Annotated in this window: 16 protein-coding genes; 8 read left to right on the top strand and 8 right to left on the bottom strand. The window is 69.1% G+C overall.

Annotated features, from left to right (window positions below):
- Positions 1–590: 590 nt before the first annotated feature.
- Positions 591–1,499 carry a LysR family transcriptional regulator gene (locus EIZ45_RS44045; RefSeq protein ID WP_134667728.1) on the bottom strand — a complete coding sequence of 303 codons (909 nt, stop codon included), beginning with the start codon at positions 1,497–1,499 and terminating at the stop codon, positions 591–593.
- Between the two features lie 386 nt (positions 1,500–1,885).
- Positions 1,886–2,650, bottom strand: a complete 765-nt coding sequence (locus EIZ45_RS44050; protein ID WP_134667727.1) for a group II truncated hemoglobin — start codon at positions 2,648–2,650, stop codon at positions 1,886–1,888.
- Positions 2,651–2,724: 74 nt separating this feature from the next.
- Between EIZ45_RS44050 and EIZ45_RS44055 the strand changes: the two genes are divergently transcribed.
- A complete protein-coding gene (locus EIZ45_RS44055) occupies positions 2,725–3,057 on the top strand; it encodes a helix-turn-helix domain-containing protein (protein ID WP_134667726.1) in 333 nt (110 codons plus the stop codon).
- 3 nt (positions 3,058–3,060) lie between these two features.
- On the opposite strand, the gene EIZ45_RS44060 is transcribed toward EIZ45_RS44055, so the two are convergent.
- Positions 3,061–3,417, bottom strand: coding sequence for a DUF488 domain-containing protein (locus EIZ45_RS44060; RefSeq protein WP_037812305.1), 357 nt, complete (start codon positions 3,415–3,417; stop codon positions 3,061–3,063).
- A 98-nt stretch (positions 3,418–3,515) separates the two neighbouring features.
- Between EIZ45_RS44060 and EIZ45_RS44065 the strand changes: the two genes are divergently transcribed.
- The 3 genes from EIZ45_RS44065 to EIZ45_RS44075 are packed head-to-tail and all read left to right on the top strand — an operon-like array spanning position 3,516 to position 5,698.
- Positions 3,516–4,382, top strand: a complete 867-nt coding sequence (locus EIZ45_RS44065; RefSeq protein ID WP_134667725.1) for a LysR family transcriptional regulator — start codon at positions 3,516–3,518, stop codon at positions 4,380–4,382.
- A gap of 39 nt (positions 4,383–4,421) precedes the next feature.
- A complete protein-coding gene (locus EIZ45_RS44070; RefSeq protein WP_134667724.1) occupies positions 4,422–5,033 on the top strand; it encodes a TetR/AcrR family transcriptional regulator in 612 nt (203 codons plus the stop codon).
- Positions 5,030–5,698 carry a DUF3159 domain-containing protein gene (locus EIZ45_RS44075; protein WP_167756723.1) on the top strand — a complete coding sequence of 223 codons (669 nt, stop codon included), beginning with the start codon at positions 5,030–5,032 and terminating at the stop codon, positions 5,696–5,698. Before EIZ45_RS44070 ends, EIZ45_RS44075 begins: the two co-directional genes overlap by 4 nt.
- Here the strand turns inward: EIZ45_RS44075 and EIZ45_RS44080 are convergent.
- The gene (locus EIZ45_RS44080) at positions 5,655–6,494 is read right to left on the bottom strand and encodes a GH25 family lysozyme (protein ID WP_078870432.1); all 840 of its coding nucleotides are present in this window, start codon (positions 6,492–6,494) and stop codon (positions 5,655–5,657) included. The two genes, EIZ45_RS44075 and EIZ45_RS44080, sit on opposite strands and share 44 nt — an antisense overlap.
- 211 nt (positions 6,495–6,705) lie before the next feature.
- Here EIZ45_RS44080 and EIZ45_RS44085 point away from each other — a divergent pair, with 211 nt between their 5' ends.
- Positions 6,706–7,617 (top strand): DUF5829 family protein, encoded by a 912-nt coding sequence (locus EIZ45_RS44085; RefSeq protein WP_205670207.1) that lies wholly within the window; start codon positions 6,706–6,708, stop codon positions 7,615–7,617.
- A gap of 538 nt (positions 7,618–8,155) precedes the next feature.
- On the opposite strand, the gene EIZ45_RS44090 is transcribed toward EIZ45_RS44085, so the two are convergent.
- From EIZ45_RS44090 to benA, 4 genes are read right to left on the bottom strand one after another with little or no spacing between them, the layout of a single operon-like run.
- Positions 8,156–10,792 carry a LuxR C-terminal-related transcriptional regulator gene (locus tag EIZ45_RS44090; RefSeq protein WP_134667722.1) on the bottom strand — a complete coding sequence of 879 codons (2,637 nt, stop codon included), beginning with the start codon at positions 10,790–10,792 and terminating at the stop codon, positions 8,156–8,158.
- 29 nt (positions 10,793–10,821) lie between these two features.
- A complete protein-coding gene (benC, locus tag EIZ45_RS47220) occupies positions 10,822–13,311 on the bottom strand; it encodes a benzoate 1,2-dioxygenase electron transfer component BenC (protein WP_134667721.1) in 2,490 nt (829 codons plus the stop codon).
- 12 nt (positions 13,312–13,323) lie between these two features.
- Positions 13,324–13,833, bottom strand: a complete 510-nt coding sequence (gene benB / locus EIZ45_RS44100; protein WP_037812312.1) for a benzoate 1,2-dioxygenase small subunit — start codon at positions 13,831–13,833, stop codon at positions 13,324–13,326.
- Positions 13,830–15,200 (bottom strand): benzoate 1,2-dioxygenase large subunit, encoded by a 1,371-nt coding sequence (gene benA / locus EIZ45_RS44105; protein WP_134667720.1) that lies wholly within the window; start codon positions 15,198–15,200, stop codon positions 13,830–13,832. The genes benB and benA overlap by 4 nt, the downstream gene beginning before the upstream one ends.
- 229 nt (positions 15,201–15,429) lie before the next feature.
- Between benA and EIZ45_RS44110 the strand changes: the two genes are divergently transcribed.
- From EIZ45_RS44110 to catA, 3 genes are read left to right on the top strand one after another with little or no spacing between them, the layout of a single operon-like run.
- Positions 15,430–16,338 (top strand): LysR substrate-binding domain-containing protein, encoded by a 909-nt coding sequence (locus tag EIZ45_RS44110; RefSeq protein ID WP_037812316.1) that lies wholly within the window; start codon positions 15,430–15,432, stop codon positions 16,336–16,338.
- Entirely contained in the window at positions 16,335–17,438 is a 1,104-nt protein-coding gene (locus EIZ45_RS44115) for a mandelate racemase/muconate lactonizing enzyme family protein (RefSeq protein WP_037812318.1), read from the top strand. Before EIZ45_RS44110 ends, EIZ45_RS44115 begins: the two co-directional genes overlap by 4 nt.
- A 31-nt stretch (positions 17,439–17,469) precedes the next feature.
- Entirely contained in the window at positions 17,470–18,312 is an 843-nt protein-coding gene (catA, locus tag EIZ45_RS44120; protein WP_134667719.1) for a catechol 1,2-dioxygenase, read from the top strand.
- The last annotated feature ends 10 nt before the right edge of the window (positions 18,313–18,322 follow it).

Here is an 18,322-nt window from a genome sequence, read left to right on the forward strand (position 1 = left end):
CCAACAACCAGCACCCGATCACGAACTACAGCTGGAGTAGTAAGACCGGTTCCGAACGCGCGGACCGGCCCGTCAGACTCAGCCCCACGGCAAACGGGTAGCCGCGACGTCGGGTTTCGAGGCGCTCATTCCTGCCGCTCCCGACTCCCCGAAGGACACGGAGCCAGGCGCGCAGCCGACAACGCCGCAGCCCGGGCCACCGGGACGCGCGGCAGCTCGCTGTTCGGAACGGCGTCTCTCGGCCCGGCGACTGTTCCGGGTCGAGAGAGCGCCGTCGCCTCCATCCGCGAAAGCCTCCGAGCGGGAACCGACCCGCTCCGAAATACGGCAGGAACGCATACGGCACACGTGTTTTCGGCTGAACTCCGCGCTGGGCGATCCGCCAAGACTCTTCTCTTCGCTCCCGGGTTCGCGGCTGTCGCGCCGGGAGAAACCTTGTTTTCGACACCTCACCAGCATGTCGAACACCTGTTCGATACCGCATCGCTCGGCCAGGTAAAGCTCGGTCACCCACTCGTTACGGCACACCTCACCGCACGGAGTCATAGCGCGCGCATCGCGCCAAAACCAGCCACTCGCGAACCCCTCGCCTAGCACCCCCGGCCGATCGACCCGGCCTCCTCCTCCAGCGCCCGCACCATCGCCACCGCAGCGGGCTCCGGCCGCTCCCCCGTCACCGCCCACAACGTGCGCCGCAACCCGCCGCACTCGTCGCGTACGGGGATCCATCGGACGTCGGCAGGCAGTGAATCCGCCGCGAACCCGGGCACCAGCGAAATTCCCAGCCCCGCCGCGACCAGGCCCAGCCGGGTCGGCCACGTGCGCACCGCGAACGCGATCGACGGCCCGGCGATGCCCGGCCACGTCCCGAATTCCGGCGAACCGCCCGCGCCGACGATCCACTGCTGTTCGGCCAGTTCGTCCGGCTCGACCCAGCTTCGCCCGGCGAACGGATGCGATTCCGCTACCGCCACTCCGTACCCGATTCCGCTACGCAATTCGCTGCGGCGCAAGCCTTCGAAATCGTATTCCGGAAAACCGTCGCCGGTGACGACCACCGCGACGTCGAGCCGGCCGCGGCGCAGCGACTGGAGTTGCGCGGACGTCGCGGATTCGGCGAGCTGCACCTCCACGCCCGGATGCGCCCGCAGCAGCCGGGAAACCGCGCGCGGCAGCAAAACCGCCGACGCGGCGGGAAATCCGCCGACCGAGATCCGCCCGGCCAGCCGGTCGCGCAGTCCGGCGAGCTCTTTTCCGGCCGCGCTCACGCTTTCCAGCACCCGACCGGCGTGCCGGATCAGCACTTCGCCTGCTGTCGTAGGACGGATTCCACGTGCGTGCCGTTCGAACAACGCGGTTCCAGTAGCACGTTCACTCGCCGCGATCTGCCGCGACACCGCGGATTGCGTGTAGCCGAGCCGATGCGCGGCAGCACTGAACGACCCGGTGCGGGCAACCTCGACCACGACCCGGAGGCCGGTGAGCGTCAGATCAGCCATTCCGCCAACCATATCCGAAACGAACGGCCCCGGACGTCCACAGTAGACGCCAGCGCGGCCCCCTCCCTTGGCCCGCGACGCGAAACACCGGCTCGAACCGGGATTTTCGCGCCCCGAAGGACACCGAGCGTGCCCCAACTACCCCGCCGCGGGTGCCGCCGAACGCCCGAATCGCGGTTGCGGCGAACAGCCGAATTCGCCTGGGCTTCCGGAGCGGGCGAAACATTCGCGCGGAACAGGACGATGTCATTGCCGGGAGCGCCGAAGGGAATCGCCAGCGTGACCGTCGGCCGACGGTCTACTGTGGAATGCCCGCAGTTTACTGGACCCGTGATGTCGTTTCTGGTTGTGCGGCACTTCTCATCGCCGCAAGAGATAACGCGGATTCAGCTCCCGCTCCACGGAGGAGCCGACCCCCAGCCCCACCGAGGCACCGGCTGGTCGCCCACCGGCCCGGCGTCCGGGGCGGAGAACACCACCGCGAGCCTGCTGCCCCACTCCAAATATCCCGCGAGCGCGGCGCGGAACTCCGGGTCATTAGGCAACCCGACCTCGTCCGCAGTAGCCAGCAGCAGCGAAACCCACCGGCGCCGCTGCGGTTCGGTGATCGCGCGGCCAGTGTGCCTGGAAATCATGTGCGCGTGTCCGCCGTGTCGCTCGGTGTACGCGGGCGGTCCGCCGAATACCTCGCCCAGCCAAACCGCCACGTGGGCGGGGTGCGACGGGCTCATCCCCGCGAACACCTCGGCCAGCAGGTCGTCCTCGGGCACTTTCGCGTAGAACGCCTCGGTCAGCCTGGCTAGCGCGGGCGCTCCGCCTGCCCACTCATAGAGCGTCGGCACCGCACCGCCCGGGCCGGTCACTTCGGTGCGTTCGTAATGCCGCATCTCTTCGATCTGCTCGACGTAGGGCCGGATCTCGGCGAAGAACGCGGCGAAATGAGGGCCGCCGCGGAAGCCCTTGAGGTGGGCTTCGGCGGAGGTCCAGACTATGCGGAGGACATAGCTTCCCGGTTCGTCGACGGCGTGCGAGAGTTCGTACTCGTGACACTGTTCCGCGGCGGCGAGCGACTTGGCCGCGCGGCGGTAGGCGGCTTCGAAGTCCGCGTGCCCGCCGTCCGGGATGCGGTACCGGATGTACTCGATGATCACCGGATCACCCAAGCACGCGCCCGGCCGCGCGCCTAGTACGCACTTTCCGGTGCGTACTAGGCGATGATGGAGGGATGAAAGCGCGCTACTCCTGTGCGGTCGAGCTGGCCGTCGACGTCATGGGCGGGAAGTGGAAGCCGGTGATCCTGGCGCGGCTCAAGGAAGGCCCGCACCGCTACGGCCAGCTGCGCCGGGCCATTCCGTCGATCACCGAGAAGGTGCTCACCGAACAGCTGCGGGAGCTGGCCGCGGCCGGGCTGGTGGACCGGACCGAGGTGGGCGGCCGGGTGCCGACGGTCGAGTACCGGCTGACCCCCGAAGGCGACGAACTGCGCCCGGCGCTGACCGCGTTGTACGAATGGGGCAGCCGGTATGCCGAGCGCAACGGTATCCAGGTCGGCGGCTGAACGCTAGCTGAGCAGGTCGGCCAGGACCGCCGCTTCGCTGATGTCGCTGCGTTTGGTCGCGGTCAAGAGAGTCAGCGGGCCCTTTTTCGCCAGTGCGCGCAACTGGTCCAAGGCTTCCGCGCGTTCCGGTTCTTCCAGTTCCGAGCGGTAGCGTTCGGCGAATTCGTCGTAGCGGTCGGGGTCGTGGGAGTACCACTTGCGCAGGTCCGTCGACGGGGAGATCTGCTTGAGCCAGTCGTCCAGATGCGCGCGGTCCTTGCTCAGCCCGCGCGGCCACAGCCGGTCGACCAGGACCCGCGCGCCGTCGCTGGATTCCGGGGCGTCGTAGACCCGGCGTACCTGGACTTGGCGTTTGCTCATCGGGGCAGCGGCTCCTTCCGGTGTCAGCGGTTCCCGTCGCCACCCAGCGTCCGCCGGCAGCCGCCGCGGCGCAAACGAAGGGGGTATAACCCCAGGGTATGGAACTGCGTCAGCTGCGGTATTTCGTGGCCGTGTTCACCGAGGGGTCGATCAGCCGGGCGGCCGGGTTGCTGCTGATGTCGCAGCCCGCGCTGACCAGGCAGATCCGGGTCCTCGAACGCGAACTCGGGACGCCGTTGTTCGACCGGGTGCCGACGGGCGTGCAGGCGACGGTCGCCGGCCGGGCCTTGCACGAGCACGCGCGGCAACTGCTGCGGCTCGCGGACGCGACACGGGAGGTCACGCGGTCCGCGGCTCCGGTCAAGGAGCAGGTCGAGATCGCGTTGCCGCCGGGGATTCCGCAGGACTGGGTGCTCGCGGCGCTCGCGGAAATCCGCCGTCAAGTGCCGGATGCCGCACTGTCGTTTTTGGACGCCAGCAGCACCGAGCAGCTGCGAATGCTCAGCGAGGGGCGGATCGACATCGGGCTGATCCACCAGAACCCGCCGTCGACGCTGCATGGGCGGTTGTTGTTCGAACATCCCTTCGGCGTCGCGATCCGGCCTGGTCACAAGCTTTTCGGACGCGAGCACTGCCGGTTGCGGGATCTCGACGACGTCCGGGTGCTGGCGCATTCGCGGGCGCAGGTCCCGGCCGGGCACGACCAGATGCTCGCCGCGGCGCACGGGCTCGGAGTGTCGCCGAACTGGCGGCTCGCGCGGTTCAACGAGAACGCGCTGGCCTGCGCGGAGGCGGTCGAGGCGGACGCGGTGCTGCTCAGCCGCCCCAGTGCGAACCGGATGCTGCCCGAGTGGGCCTGGAGCGAACTGGTCGAGCCGGGCGTCCCGCTGACGACGTGGGCGGCGTGCCAGCCGCAGACCCGGCGGATCGTCGGCGCGGTCATGGAGGTGCTGGCGAATTTTTAGTGTTGCACTGTTACGCAACGCCGTTTTACTATCGAGGATGTGAGCCCGAGACAGCGTGATGCCGCACTTCGCGAAAGCCTTCTGGCGACGGCCGCCCAGGTGCTGGCCGAGGAAGGCGGTCCAGCCTTGTCGACTCGGCGGCTGGCCCGCGAACTGGGCGTGTCGACGACGGCGGTCTACACCTACTTCGGCAGCGTCGAACAGTTGCGCCGGGAGGTGCGACTGGAGGGCTTTCGCCGTCTCGAAGAAACGATGGACTCGCCCGCCGAGGACCCGGTGACCGCCCTCGCCGCGGCGGTGGCGGCATTTTTCCGGTTCGGGATGGCCGAACCGCATCTGTACCGGGCGATGTTCGTCGACCGTCCGCTGGACGACGACCGTGCGGGCGAGGCCTGTTTCTTGCTGCTGCGGAAGCTTCTCGACCAGGCGGTGGGGTCCGGCCGGTTTCCCGGCGTGCCCGCGGAGCAGACGGAAATGTGCGCGGCTCAGGTGTGGAGCACGCAGCACGGGCTGGCGACGATGGTGCTCAGCGGCGCGTTGCCGGAGGCCGCGGGGCGGGCGGCGCTAGCGGATCTGCTGGTACGGCTGGCGATCGGGTACGGCGACGCGCCCGACCAGGCGGCGCGGTCAGTGGCGGGAGCGCTGCAGTGAAGCGGCGTTTCCTTGGCAGCAAAGGAAACCCCGCACCGAGACCGCGGATCGACACGCCGTCCGGGATCGTGCTGTCCGCAATCCCCTCGGCGGTCCTCGCGCCGCTCAACGCCGTCGCCGGCACCGGAATCGCGGTCGGCGCCGCGGCTGCCCTCGCCGCCGTGCTCGCAGCGGTCCGGATCCGGCGCGGAGATCCGAAGGGACCGGCGTTCGGCGGGCTGGTCGGCGTCGGCATCGCCGGGTTCATCGCCTGGCAGACCGGATCCGGCGGCGGGCTTTTCCTGCCCGACCTCGTCTGGTACCTGCTGGCCGCGCTGGTGCTGGCCGGGTCGATCGTCGTGCGGCGGCCGCTCGTCGGTATCGGCTGGGCGGCGATCGGCCGCGCCGGGACCGAACGCGCCGCGCGCCGCCGGTTCACGGTCGCGACCGCGATCCTCGCCGCGGGGTTTCTCGTCCGGGCGGCGGTGACCGGCCTGCTCAGCCTCGACCCGGCGAACGCCTGGCTGGTCGCGGCCAAAGTCGCGACCGGACTGCCGGGCACGCTGGCCGGGCTGGCCGTCCTCGCCTGGGCACGGCCCCGTCCGGGAGCCCGGCCGGACCGGACTCCCGAACGGGCCAGGCTCAGCCGGTGGCCAGAACCTTCAGCCGGTCGATGCCCGCACTGAAGTAGTCCTGGTCGAGCGGCGTCGAGGTGTACTGCCAGAAGGTGTAGAAGCCCCAGTTGTACGGCAGCGCGCCCGGCGACGACGAGTACGCCGCCACCCACAGCGGGTTGGTCGAGCTGAAGTCGCCCTTGTTGCCGGTGCACTGGGTCCACCAGCTGGTGGCCGTGTAGATCACCGGCCAGCGCGACGTCTTCGCGTGGTACTCGTCGCTGAACGCCTTGATCCACGACACCATCGCGGACTGGCTCAGCCCGTAGCAGGCGGAGTTGGGTCCCCATTCGATGTCGAGCGTGCCCGGCAGGGTCTTGCCGTCCTTCGACCAGCCGCCGCCGTGCGCGACGAAGTAGTCGGCCTGCGCCGCGCCGCCCGAGAGGTCGGGGCGGCCGTAGTGGTACGCGCCGCGGATCATGCCGACGTTGTACGAACCGTTGTACTGCTGGGTGAAGTCCGGGTTCTGGTAGCCGGTGCCCTCGGTCGCCTTCACGTAGGCGAACCGTTTGCCCTGGTTCCAATAGGACTGCCAGTCGACCGCCCCTTGGTAGCTGCTCACGTCGATGCCCGACGTGGTCGCCTCGACCGACGCCGGCGCGACCCCCGTGCCGCCTCCTTCGTGCGCCCGGATGGAGGCGCCCATCTGGTGGTTGTCCGGAGTTTCGGCCGAGGTGCCCGAGGCCGCGGCAGGTGCGGCCCCAGCGTCCGGCGCGGTCGCCACGAGCAGGGCGGCAGCCGCGGCGAGCACCGCACCGGTCAGGCGGCGGCGCGCCCTCCCGGCGGGTCCCCAGTGGTGAGTGGTCATGACAGGTCCTTTCGGATGCCCTCGCGACGCGCCACCCGATCAGGTGGCACGAGGACCTGATTCTGTTACTAAATGTGATGCACTGTCACTGCTCCAAGAGAACTAATTTCCACTTGACCGGACAACGAGAAAGACATTCTCAGTAGGCCGTTGCGGTCGAGTTCCGCGAAAACGCCGCCGTCCGGCCGCCGCCGCCTTACTCTCCTCGGCCATGTCGAAACCTCGAAGAACCCGGACGATCCTCCAGCTCCTGGTCGTGCTCCTGACCCTGGCCGCTACCGGCACCGCACACGCGAGCGAGCAGACCTTGCTGCACTTCAACCACGGCTACGGCGTCCTCGACCGCGAGACCGCCGACGCCATCGAGCATTCGGCCTATCTCAAGGACTTCGCGAACTTCCAGGTCCGCACCACCACGGGCGCGGGCGGCGAAAAATGGACCGGCCGCTACCTGATGGGCCGGGAAACCTACGTGGAACTCTTCGGTGTCGGCGACGTCCCCGGCAAGGACGGCGACCTCGGTTCGGCGGGCCTGGGAGTCTCGGTCGAACACACCGGACAACTGTCCACAGTGGTCCAGCGCCTCCACGATGCGGGGATCACAAACCCGCTGGAATTCCTGCAAACCCGCGACTTCGGCGACGGCAAGCCGGTCCCGTGGTTCAACGGAGTCTTCACCACCGACCAGTACGACACCTTCGGCGCGTGGGGCATGGAATACCGCGAGGAGTACTTCGCGGACCCGCGCAGCAACACCGGCCCCGCGCAATACCCCGGCGACATCAGCCGCAATCGGTACCTGCCGGACGACTACCGCAACCACCAGATGCGCGACGTCACCGGCATCCGCCTGGGCATCACGGCACGCGACCTGGGCAACACCCTGCCCCTGCTGCGCGCCGGAGGAATGACCGTACGTCAGTTCCCCACCGGCGCCGTCGCCTTCGACGGCATGACCACCATCCGCTTCGACACCGTAACCGCAGACCAAGTCGGTTTGCGCCAACTCGACCTGGCTCTGAACGGCCCCGCTGGCACGCGGCACGTTGAGCAGCTGGGGCACTCGACTCTCGCTGTTGGCCCAGGTGCGCACGCTCGCTGGACCTTCGCTATCCGTAGCTGATCCGTACGTGAGGGGACCCCTGAGGGAATCAGATTCCGTCAGGGTTCCCCTCACGACCGCTACCGAGTTGTGAGGGGTCCCTTCACGGACCGGCCCGCCCCGTCGCCGGGTGCGCCCCAATGCGGCATTGGGTGCATCCCACGCACCGAACGCCACATTGGGTGCATCTGACGCACCCAATGCCACATTGGGGATCTTCACCGGAGCGCGGTGTGCGGTGGGTTCGTGGTAACGGTGTTTGTCAGGGCGCGGCGGAGAACCGGCCGATGCTGCACATCGGCCGGACCGAAGCCCATGCACCACAGCGACTGAGAAGATCTCGTTGGGGGCACTAACGCACACCGGAACCGATGCACCCAACCATCGAGGGCACCCAGCCCCTCCCCCGCACCCCGATACGAAGCGCATCTGCGGTTCGGGGGTGCTTGTCAAGGCATCTTTCCCGCCTTGACAAGCACCCCCGAACCGTCAGCACAATCAACCTTCGGGGTGCCCCACGCAACCAAGGAACGCGATGTCGCCGCCAGGCGACGAGCAGTCACCCCTCCTCCTCCCCAGACCGCAACACAGCCAACTCAGTACGCCCCCGAATCCCCAGCTTCGCGTAAATCCGCGTCAAGTGATATTGCACAGTCTTCACCGACAAAAACAACTCCGCAGCCACCTCCCGATTGGACTGCCCCCGAGCCACCATCCGCGCCACCGCTTCCTCCTGCGGCGTCAACGAATCCACCCCTCCCCGCGGCAAATGCACCCCACCGGCCCGCAACTCTCGCTCACACCGAGCCACATACGTAACCGCCCCCAAAGAAGCGAACCCGTCCCGAGCAGCAACCAGTTGCGTATCCGCCCGAGCCCGCCGACCCAACCGCCGCAACGTCTGTCCGTAAGCGAACGCGATCCGAGCCTGGTCATACCGCAACGGCAACCCCGAAATCATCTCCACCGCAGCATCAAACGCCGCCACCGCCCCGACATGATCATTCCGCGCCCCCAGCAACCGCCCCCGCGCAGCAGCAAGCCGAGCCCGAGCCGAAGCATGCTCCCGCTTCCCGGCAGCCCGCTCATGCGGAGCCAAAAAGGCATTCGCCTCGTCAGACCGTCCACTAAGGACCAAGGCATGCGCGTACAGATCATGCCAAGGCCAATGCCCCGGCTCATCCACCGAAGTCGGCAACGACAACCGAGTCAACGGATGCAATGCCCGCAAAACCCCAGCAGAATCCGCCGCTGCCTCCGCGACCTGCGCCCGGGCCAGCAAAGCAGGAACCCGCATGATCTCGTAATCCTGCGGCCCGGAAGCACAAGCCAGCAACGCCTCCTCCGCCCGCGCCTGATCCCCGCGCAACGCGTGCACCGCGGCGGAGGTCCAATGCAGCAAAGGCGCGGTAAGCACAATTCCCGTCCGGTCCACCAGCACGAGTGCTTCCCGAACCACCCGCAGAGCGTCGTCCCATTCTCCGCTCAGGAACAACGTCCGCGCCAGCCAAGCCTGCGCCCACAAGGAAATCCGCGCCGAACCGCCCAAATAACTAGTGGGCACAGCACTTTCCAGATCCACCCGGGCGTCGTCGATCCGATCGGTGAGCAGGTTCAGCCATCCCCGCGCCATCACGATCCGCTGCGCCTGCGCACCATGCCGGATCCGCTCAGCCAATTGTGCGTAATCCCGCCGAGCCTGCTTGGCCCGCCCCGAAGCAGCGAGCCCGAGACCTCGGATCGCCGCCGCCTCCACTGCGGCCGGGGTCTCCGGCACGGCCAGTTCAAGAGCGCGATCCGCCCACCGCACGAGGTCCTCTGCCGAGTACCGGCAAAGCGCGTCAAGCACGTACCGCTGACATATCAACGCGGCCGTCTCCGGGTCCCGCGAAGCGTTGACGATATCCCACGCCCGGCTCAGCCGTCCGCCAGCTTCAGCGGCTCGACCCCGCACCACCGCCAGATAACCCAGCACCGCGTCCCGCAACGGCGTCTCGCGCACGCTCTCGACTTCCGGAGCCAGCGCAGCCGCCCGGAACACATCGCCAGCACCGATCAGCGCATCGACGGCCCGGGTGATCCGGGCCTGGCGCAGCTCAGCATCCTCGGTAAGCCGCCCAGCGTCGTTGAGCAGCACCGCAGCCGTCCCCCACGCCCCGGCCGCAGCCCGCTCGACCGCCAGCGCGTCGAGCCGATCCGCGACGCTCGCGTCCGGCACCGGGCTGGCCGCGACCAGCAACCGCAAGCTCCGCGCCGGATCCTCGACCAGTTCCGCCGCCCGCCGCTGCAGCTTCGACCGCCGTTCCGGACCCAGTCCGGCGAGCACCGCCGCGCGAACCATCGGATCCGGCGGCCCCACCTCGGCGAGCCCGCGCGGCGCGAGTTCGACCAGCCGCGCCGCGCACGCCTCGTCCAGCACCGGCAACGGATCGCCGTCGAGATCGGCCAGCGACGCCACCGACCGCACCGCCGCACCAGTGCCGAGTACCGCGGCGGCCGCGACAAACCGTTCCGCCGCAGGGGAAAGCCGCGAGACCCGTTCGCGGACCGAAGCGGCGACCGCGGCCGGTGCGGGCAGATTCGGATCGAACCCCGCCCACGTCGTACGCGGAACTTCGGTCAGCAGCTGCACGACATTGCGCGGCCGGCCAAGAGTGTGACGGCACAATCGTTCAGCCATCGTCGGGTGCAAGGCGATGCCGCGCGCCGAGGCCAATTCGGACACTTCCGCAGCGTCAAGTGGCGGAATGCGCACCTCGTCGCCGGACATCCGGGCAAGCAGCTCCAGAACGTCCGCACGTGCGCGAGAATCGCCGGTCGCGACAGTGAGCAGCACCGTCGCCCGCGTCGCCGGATGGTGTCGCAGCAACGACGACAGCGTCCGCACGGAGTCCACATCGGCCAGTTGCGCATCGTCGATCACCAGCAACGTCCCAGGCACCAGCTCCGCCGCAATCCGGCTGGCAAGCGGCAGCGGCCCGCCGTCGGTCGACAGGCCCGGGAACAGCTGCCGCAGCACGGCGAACGCGCTGTCGCTCTCCCATTCGGCCGCGGTCGCCTGGAGCACCGGGCCGGGGAACGCGTCGGCGGCCCGTCGCGCCAGCGTGGTGCGCCCGGACCCGGCCGGACCGCACAGCAGCACCGCGCGTCCTGCCCGGGACAGCAGGCCGGCCAGCTCCTCCGCCGCGGTCGTCACGGTCCTCCCCGCTTCGCCGAATGCCTCCGTCAGCCGGGATCGCCCCCGGCCACGGGCAGGACGGTGCCGGTGACGTACGAGGCCTCGTCCGAGGCCAGGAACGCGATCGCCGCGGCCTGCTCGTCCAGGGTGCCGTACCGCTTGAGCAATGACGACCCGACAGTCTGGTCGATGTGCGCCTGGAACCACTCCCGTTCCTGGTCAGTGGCCGGATCGGGGCCGCCGCGCGGGATCCGCCGCGGCGGGGCCTCGGTGCCGCCCGGCGCGGTCGCGACCACGCGGATGCCCGCGTCGGCGTACTCGAACGCCAGCGACGCGGTCAGCGCGTTGATCCCGCCCTTCGCCGCCGAATACGGGATCCGGTGGATGCCCCGGGTGGCCGCCGACGACACGTTCACGATCACCCCGCCGCCCCGCTGCGCCATCGACGGCAGCGCGGCCCGGCAGGAGAACAGCGTGGTCAGCAAGGACCGGCGCAGTTCGGCCTCGATCTCGTCCGGGCCGAACTCGGTGAACGGCTTGAACCGCAGCGCGCCGCCGACGTTGTTCACCAGCACGTCGATCCGGCCGAACCGAGCCAGCGCGGCTTCCACGACCGCCTGCGCGCCGGCCCAGGTCTCCAGGTCGGCGACCACCGCGGCGGCTTCGGGAAGCTCGTCAGCAAGGCCGCTGACCAGGCCGGACCGGTCGGCGAGCACCAGCGCGCCGCCCTCCGCGGCGATCCGCCGGGCGGTCGCCTCGCCGATCCCCTGCGCGGCCCCGGTGACCACCACGACCTTGCCCGCGAACCGCCCCGGCGACAGGAATTTCGGTCGCGCCGCCGCGCCGCCCATCGCCCGCCGGGTGGTGACCTTCGACCGTTCCGCGTGCTCGGCGACCAGCCGTCGCGCGGTCGCCCGGTCCCCGGATTCGAACGCGGCGACCAGGTCCAGGTGGTCTTGCGTGCATCGCGGATGGCACCAGGTCGCGTTGCGCAGCGTCTCGGCCATGTGGCCCTTCACGCCGAGCGCCTGATATGCCTGCAGCAGATGCTCGTTGCCGGTGAGCGTGAACAGGTAGTCGTGGAACGCCGCGTTGGTTTCGGTGTAGGCGGCGGCGTCCAGGAACCGGTCACCGTCCACATAGGGCACGGTCGACTCGGCGAGCAGCCGGTATCCGGCGAGCTGGCCCGAGGTCAGCCGTCCGATGGTCAGTTCGAGCGCACCCAGTTCGAGAGCTTGCCGGGCCTCGAAAACGGCGTCCGATTCGTGCACCGAGGGGTGCTCCTCGCCGATTTCGTACTCGCCCGGCGTTTCCTCGGCCGCGGGCAGCATTTCCTGGCCCGCGATCGTGCGCGCGACCCGCGCTTCTTCCGCCGCGGACAACACCGCCCCGGCCCGCAACGGGGCCAGTTCGGCCTCCGGGAAGAGCTCCTGCCCGGCCAGCGCGCGGCCCGCGACGAACTCCAGCTCCGGTTCAGGTTCCGGCAGTGCCGCGACAACCGGCTCGACTGGGATCTCAGGCGCCCGGACTGGCGCCGCCAGCGCGAACTTCTCGTAGTAGAACCCGGTCGGCTCGAACCCGGCGGACGCGAAATGCCCGCGCACCGCCTCCACCATCGGCGGCGGGCCGCACAGGTACACCGCGACATCCCCGCCGTGCAGGTGCTCGTCCCGGATCAGCGTGGTCACGTAACCCTTGTTCGGCGCGGCGCTCCCCGGATCCGACACGCAGTAGTCCCAGGTCAGGCCCGGAACCTCGGCGGCGAGCTTGTCCAGCGTCGCGGTCTCGACCAGGTCGTCGTCGGTGCTGACGCCGTACACGAGATGCGCCGGCCGGGCCACGCCGGAATCGCGCATAGTGCGCACAATCGACAGAATCGGCGCGAGCCCGGTGCCTCCGGCGAGCAGCAGCACCGGCCGGTCCGTCTCGCGCAGGAAGAAACTCCCGTGCGGGCCGGTGAAGGTCAATTCGTCGCCGGATTTCGCCCGCCCGGTCAGGTAATCCGACATGACGCCGCCCGGCGTGAGCTTCACCAGGAAGGTCAGCCGCTTGTCGTCCGGCGCGTTGCTGAACGAGTACGACCGCGTCACCTCGGTCCCCGGGACGGTGATGTTCACGTACTGCCCCGGCAGAAACGCGAGCCGGTCCCGATCGCTGATCTCGACGGTCAGCGACATCGTCGTCGGCGAAAGCCGTTCCAGCGCGACGAGAGTTCCGTGATGCTCGGCGGCCTGCGTCTTCGCGACCGCCGACGTGCTCGCGATCTGCAGCACCAGATCGGACTTCGGCTTCATGCTGCACGGCAGGACGTAACCGCGCTCCGCCTCGTCCGCGCTCAACGCGTCTTCGAGATAAGACCCGCCCTCGTACTCCCCCGATTCGCAGAACGCCTTGCAGGTTCCGCACGCGCCGTCGCGGCAGTCGAGCGGAATGTTGATGCGCTGCCGGTACGACGCGTCCGCGACCGTCTGGTCCGCCGCACAGGTGACGAAGCGCGTGACGCCGTCCTCAAAGGACAGAGCGATCCGGTGGTTCATGACCGCCTCCGCTCAGAAGTGGTACACGTCGACGACGTGGTGGATGTAATCGTTCTTGAGCACCACGGTCTTCCGCCGGATCAGCGGGGACGGCCCGGAGAAATCGACGGTGTAGAACGAAGTCCCGTAATAGGGGTCGACCGTGTTGTAGCGGAAATACATCGTGTGCCAGTTGAACCGCACGTCCACCAGATCGCCGTGCCGCTCGATCAGTTCGACATTGGTGATGTTGTGGCTCGTCCGCGGTTCCGGAAGGGACGTCGCGCTCGAGCGTTCGGTGCGGATCCGGAACACCCGGTCCTCGAGCCCGCCCTTGTTCGGGTAGTAGATCAGCGAAATGTCGCGCTGCGGGTCCTCGGTGAGCAGATCGTCGTCGCCCCAGGACGGCATCCAGTACACGACGTCGTCGGCGTAGCAGTCCAGCCACTTCTCGAACTCGCGGTCGTCCAGGTACCGCGCCTCGCGGTAGAGGAACTGTTCGACATCGTGCTGGGTGATGGTCTTCTCGGCGGCGGCGGTCATCGGGCTTCTCCTCGAACGGCCTGCTCGCGGGCGATCGCCGCGCGCATGGTTTCCTGCCAATACCCGTGCTGCACCGGATAAAGGCCCTCGTCCTCGTTCTTCTGACCGGCCGACACCACCCCGTCCAGCCCCAGCGACGACGCGACCTCGTCCGGTCCGGTGAGCCAGTGCTGCGCGCCGCGGCTCATGTCGTTCCAGGGCGCGGCCGTCGCGCGGAAGGTGAGCTGGCAGGACCGGAATTCCTCCAGGTCGTCCGGCGTCGCCATGCCCGAGGCGTTGAAGAAGTCCTCGTACTGCCGGATCCGCCACGCCCGCGATTCGGCGCTCTCGCCCTTCGGCGCGATGCAGTAAATGGTGACCTCGGTCTTGTCCGGCGCGATCGGGCGGAAATGCCGGATCTGCGTGGAGAACTGGTCCATCAGGTACACGTTGGGGTACACGCAGAGGTTCCGGGACCCGCGCACCATGAACTCGCCCTTGGCGTCGCCGTAGCGATCCTTCAGCTCCGCCATCCGCGGCCACAGCGGCCGGTCCTGCGGGTTGCCCGCCCAGGTCCACAGGCACAGGTGCCCGTGCGGGAACGACCAGTACCCGCCGCCGGACTTGCCCCACGACCCGGCGTCGAGGGTCTTGGTGTCGTTCGCCGATTCGCCGGTGTTGCGCCGGGCCGTGGTGGCGGCGTAATTCCAGTGCGTCGCGGTGACGTGGTAGCCGTCCGCGCCGTTCTCCGCCTGGACCTTCCAGTTGCCGTCGTAGGTATACGTGGAGGCCCCGCGCAGTACTTCAAGCCCCTCCGGCGACTGGTCCACGAGCATGTCGATCACCTTCGTGGCGTCGCCGAGATGCTCGGTCAGCGGCAGCACGTCCGGGTTGAGGCTGCCGAACAGGAACCCGCGGTAGGACTCGAAGCGGGCGACCTTCGTCAGGTCGTGCGAGCCGCCGGTGTCGAACGACTCCGGGTAGCCCGCGCCGTCCGGGTCCTTGACCTTGAGCAGCTTGCCGTCGTTGCGGAAGGTCCAGCCGTGGAACGGGCAGGTCAGCGTCGGCCGGTTGTCGCGTTTGCGCCGGCAGATCATCGCGCCGCGGTGCGCGCAGGCGTTGATCAGGCAGTGCAGGTCGCCTGCCTTGTCGCGGGTGACGACGACGGGCTGGCGGCCGATCGTGGTGGTGAAGTAGTCGCCGGGGTTCGGCAGCTGGCTCTCGTGCGCGAGGTAGATCCAGTTGCCCTCGAAGATGTGCTTCATCTCGAGTTCGAAGATCTCCTCGTCGGTGAAGATCCGGCGGTTCGCGCGGTACACGCCCGCCTCCGGGTCCTCCACCACCGCGTCCGCGACTACGGAAGCAGCGTGGTCCAGCGTCTCGGTCATGACTCCTCCAACGGGCCTCTGATCTGCACTGATCGGCTCCCCAGCAGGGCGTTTCCCGCACTGTGCCAGCCCGTGGCCGCCGCCACACCAGGGCAAGACCCAGTCCTGACCTAGGGTGTAATTATTCGATGTCGTTTATCAATCGCACGTAAATCGCTCCTTGTCTTCACTCAATGCCGGAACTTACGGTGAGCGGGACCACGCGAGGAGCCGGTGAGGAGGCAGCCCGATGGAACTGCGCCACCTGCGGTACTTCGCCGCCGTCGCCGAGACCTGCCACTTCGGCCGCGCCGCCGAACGCCTGCACCTCGCCCAGCCCGCGCTGTCGCACGCGATCCGGCAGTTGGAGGACGAGCTCGGCGTCGCCCTGCTCAGCCGCACGACGCGGCAGGTGCAGGTCACCCCGGCGGGCCGGTTCTTCCTGGCCGAGGCCCAGCGGATCCTGGACGCCGTCGAGGCGGGTGCGCGCGGAGCCCGGCGCATCGCCGACGGCCGCCGCGGCCTCGCCCGGATCGGCTTCACCGGCACCGCCGCGCTGTCGCACCTGCCGCAGGTCGCCCGCGCGCTGCAGCACCGGCTGCCCGAGGTCGAACTCGAGGTGCACGCCGACCTGCTCACCGGCGAGCAGTGCGAACAGCTGCGCGACGGCACGCTCGACATCGGCGTGCTGCGTCCGCCGGTCACCGGCGGAGACCTCGACCTGCGCATCGTCGAGACCGAGCCGCTCGTGCTCGCCGTCCCGGCCGACCACCGGCTCGCGGTGGAACCGGTCGTGGCGATGAGCGATCTGCGCGCCGAAGCTTTCGTCACCTATCCGGCCAGCTACTCCGTCGTCAACGAAGCGGTCCTGCGCAGTTGCCGCGACGCCGGATTCACCCCGCAACGCGAGCACGAAGCGGCTGGCACCGCGGTGCTGCTCGCACTCGTCGCCGGCGGTCTCGGCGTCGGCGTCGTCCCCGCGTCCGCGCGGGCGCTGCCGCTGGCCGGGGTCGTGTTCCGCGACCTCGCCGGGGCGGCCACCGTCCAGCTCGCGCTCGCCTGGCACCGCGACCGGGCCTCGGCACTGGTCCCGGCCGTGCTCGACGCGCTCGGCGAGCTGTTCCCCGTCGAAGTGCCCGTGTCAGGGAGGACACGATGAAGATCACCCGGGTGGAGGCGATCCCGTTCGCCATCCCCTACCGCAAACCGCTGCGTTTCGCTTCCGGCGAGGTGCACACGGCCGAGCACGTGCTGGTCCGCGTGCACACCGACGACGGCGTGGTCGGCGTTGCCGAGGCACCGCCCCGGCCGTTCACCTACGGCGAGACGCAGGCCGGGATCGTGGCCGTCATCGAGACCGTGTTCGCCCCGCAGGTGGTGGGCCTGAGCCTGCTCGAACGCGAGACCGTGCACGCCCGGCTCGGGCGCACGGTCGGCAACCCGGCTGCGAAGTCCGCTGTGGACATGGCGATCTGGGACGCGCTCGGGCAAAGCCTCGACGTCTCGGTCACCGAACTGCTCGGCGGCTACACCGACCGCATGAAGGTGTCGCACATGCTCGGCTTCGACGAGCCTGCCGCGATGGTCGCCGAGGCGGAACGGATTCGCGACAGCTACGGCATCACGACGTTCAAGGTGAAGGTCGGCCGCCGTCCGGTTTCCCTCGACACCGCGGTCGTTCGCGCGTTGCGGGAGCGCTTCGGCGCCGAGGTCGACCTGTACGTGGACGGCAACCGGGGCTGGACGGCCGCGGAATCCGCCCGCGCGATGCGGGAAATGGCCGACCTCGACCTGCTGTACGCCGAGGAACTGTGCCCCGCCGACGACGTGCTCGGCCGCCGCTGGCTCGTGTCGCAATTGGACGTTCCGTTCATCGCCGACGAATCCGCGGTGACCCCGGCCGACGTGACCCGCGAGATCCTCGGCGGGTCGGCCACCGCGATCAGCATCAAGACCGCCCGCACCGGCTTCACGCGTTCGCAGCGCACGCACCACCTCGCGGAGGGCCTCGGGCTGGAAGTCGTGATGGGCAACCAGATCGACGGCCAGATCGGTTCACTGTGCACTGTCGCGTTCGGATCGGCGTACGAGCTGACGTCGCGCCGTCCCGGCGAACTGTCCAACTTCCTCGACATGACCGACGACCTGCTCGCCGAACCGCTGTGCATCGCGGACGGCGAACTGGTCATCCGCCCCGGCGCCGGCCTCGGCGCCGCACTCGACCCCGGCAAGCTCCGGCACTACCGGCAAGACCGCTGAGCCGGAAACCCCGATGGATCAAGGAGGATTCATGACTGCCACGCATTCCCCCACCGCCGCCGCGTCCGGAGCCAACGCCACCGAACGGTTCAAGAGCGACAAGCTCGCCGGCGTCGCGGGCACCCCGAAGGAACGGGTCAGCCTGCTCGCCCGCGAGGTGCTGGAGGCCGTGCACGCGACCATCCGCAAGCACAAGGTGACCTACGAGGAGTACAACGCGCTCAAGTCGTGGCTGATCAGCGTCGGCGAGGACGGCGAATGGCCGCTGTTCCTCGACGTCTGGGTCGAGCACGTCGTCGAGGACGTCGCCACCGAGCACCGCAAGGGCAACAAGGGCACCATCGAAGGCCCCTACTACGTGCCGGACGCCCCCGAGCAGGGCGCGCGCGGTTCGGTTCCCTCGCGGGAAAACGAGCCGGGCACGCCGCTCACCTGGACCGGACAGGTCACCTCGACCACCGGCGCGGCGCTGGGCGGCGCGAAGGTCGAACTGTGGCACGCGGACGCGGACGGGCTGTACTCGCAGTTCGCGCCGGACATCCCGGAGTGGAACCTGCGCGGCACCTTCACCACCGACGACGAGGGCCGCTTCGAAATCCACACCGTGCGGCCCGCGCCGTACCAGATCCCGACCGACGGCGCCTGCGGCAAACTGATCGCGGCGGCGGGCTGGCACGCGTGGCGTCCGGCGCACCTGCACGTCAAGGTGTCCGCGCCGGGCCACGAACTGCTCACCGCGCAGCTGTACTTCCCGGGCGACGAGCACAACGACGACGACATCGCGTCCGCGGTGAAGCCGGAACTGCTGCTCGACCCGAAACCCGCGGACAACGGCGAGACGATCGAGTACGACTTCGTCCTCGACCCGGCCTGATTCGATCGGA

Origin of the sequence: Amycolatopsis sp. CFH S0740, assembly GCF_004522315.1 — a bacterium.
In the GTDB taxonomy this organism is placed as follows: domain Bacteria; phylum Actinomycetota; class Actinomycetes; order Mycobacteriales; family Pseudonocardiaceae; genus Amycolatopsis; species Amycolatopsis nivea.

Excerpts from the sequence above, each read along its gene's own strand:
- EIZ45_RS44110 (WP_037812316.1), top strand. The coding sequence starts at position 15,430 with ATGGAACTGCGCCACCTGCGGTACTTCGCCGCCGTCGCCGAGACCTGC.
- EIZ45_RS44045 (WP_134667728.1), bottom strand. The coding sequence starts at position 1,499 with ATGGCTGATCTGACGCTCACCGGCCTCCGGGTCGTGGTCGAGGTTGCC.
- benC (WP_134667721.1), bottom strand. The coding sequence starts at position 13,311 with ATGAACCACCGGATCGCTCTGTCCTTTGAGGACGGCGTCACGCGCTTC.
- EIZ45_RS44060 (WP_037812305.1), bottom strand. The coding sequence starts at position 3,417 with ATGAGCAAACGCCAAGTCCAGGTACGCCGGGTCTACGACGCCCCGGAA.
- benB (WP_037812312.1), bottom strand. The coding sequence starts at position 13,833 with ATGACCGCCGCCGCCGAGAAGACCATCACCCAGCACGATGTCGAACAG.
- EIZ45_RS44085 (WP_205670207.1), top strand. The coding sequence starts at position 6,706 with ATGTCGAAACCTCGAAGAACCCGGACGATCCTCCAGCTCCTGGTCGTG.
- benA (WP_134667720.1), bottom strand. The coding sequence starts at position 15,200 with ATGACCGAGACGCTGGACCACGCTGCTTCCGTAGTCGCGGACGCGGTG.
- EIZ45_RS44080 (WP_078870432.1), bottom strand. The coding sequence starts at position 6,494 with ATGACCACTCACCACTGGGGACCCGCCGGGAGGGCGCGCCGCCGCCTG.
- EIZ45_RS44055 (WP_134667726.1), top strand. The coding sequence starts at position 2,725 with ATGAAAGCGCGCTACTCCTGTGCGGTCGAGCTGGCCGTCGACGTCATG.
- catA (WP_134667719.1), top strand. The coding sequence starts at position 17,470 with ATGACTGCCACGCATTCCCCCACCGCCGCCGCGTCCGGAGCCAACGCC.
- EIZ45_RS44065 (WP_134667725.1), top strand. The coding sequence starts at position 3,516 with ATGGAACTGCGTCAGCTGCGGTATTTCGTGGCCGTGTTCACCGAGGGG.
- EIZ45_RS44115 (WP_037812318.1), top strand. The coding sequence starts at position 16,335 with ATGAAGATCACCCGGGTGGAGGCGATCCCGTTCGCCATCCCCTACCGC.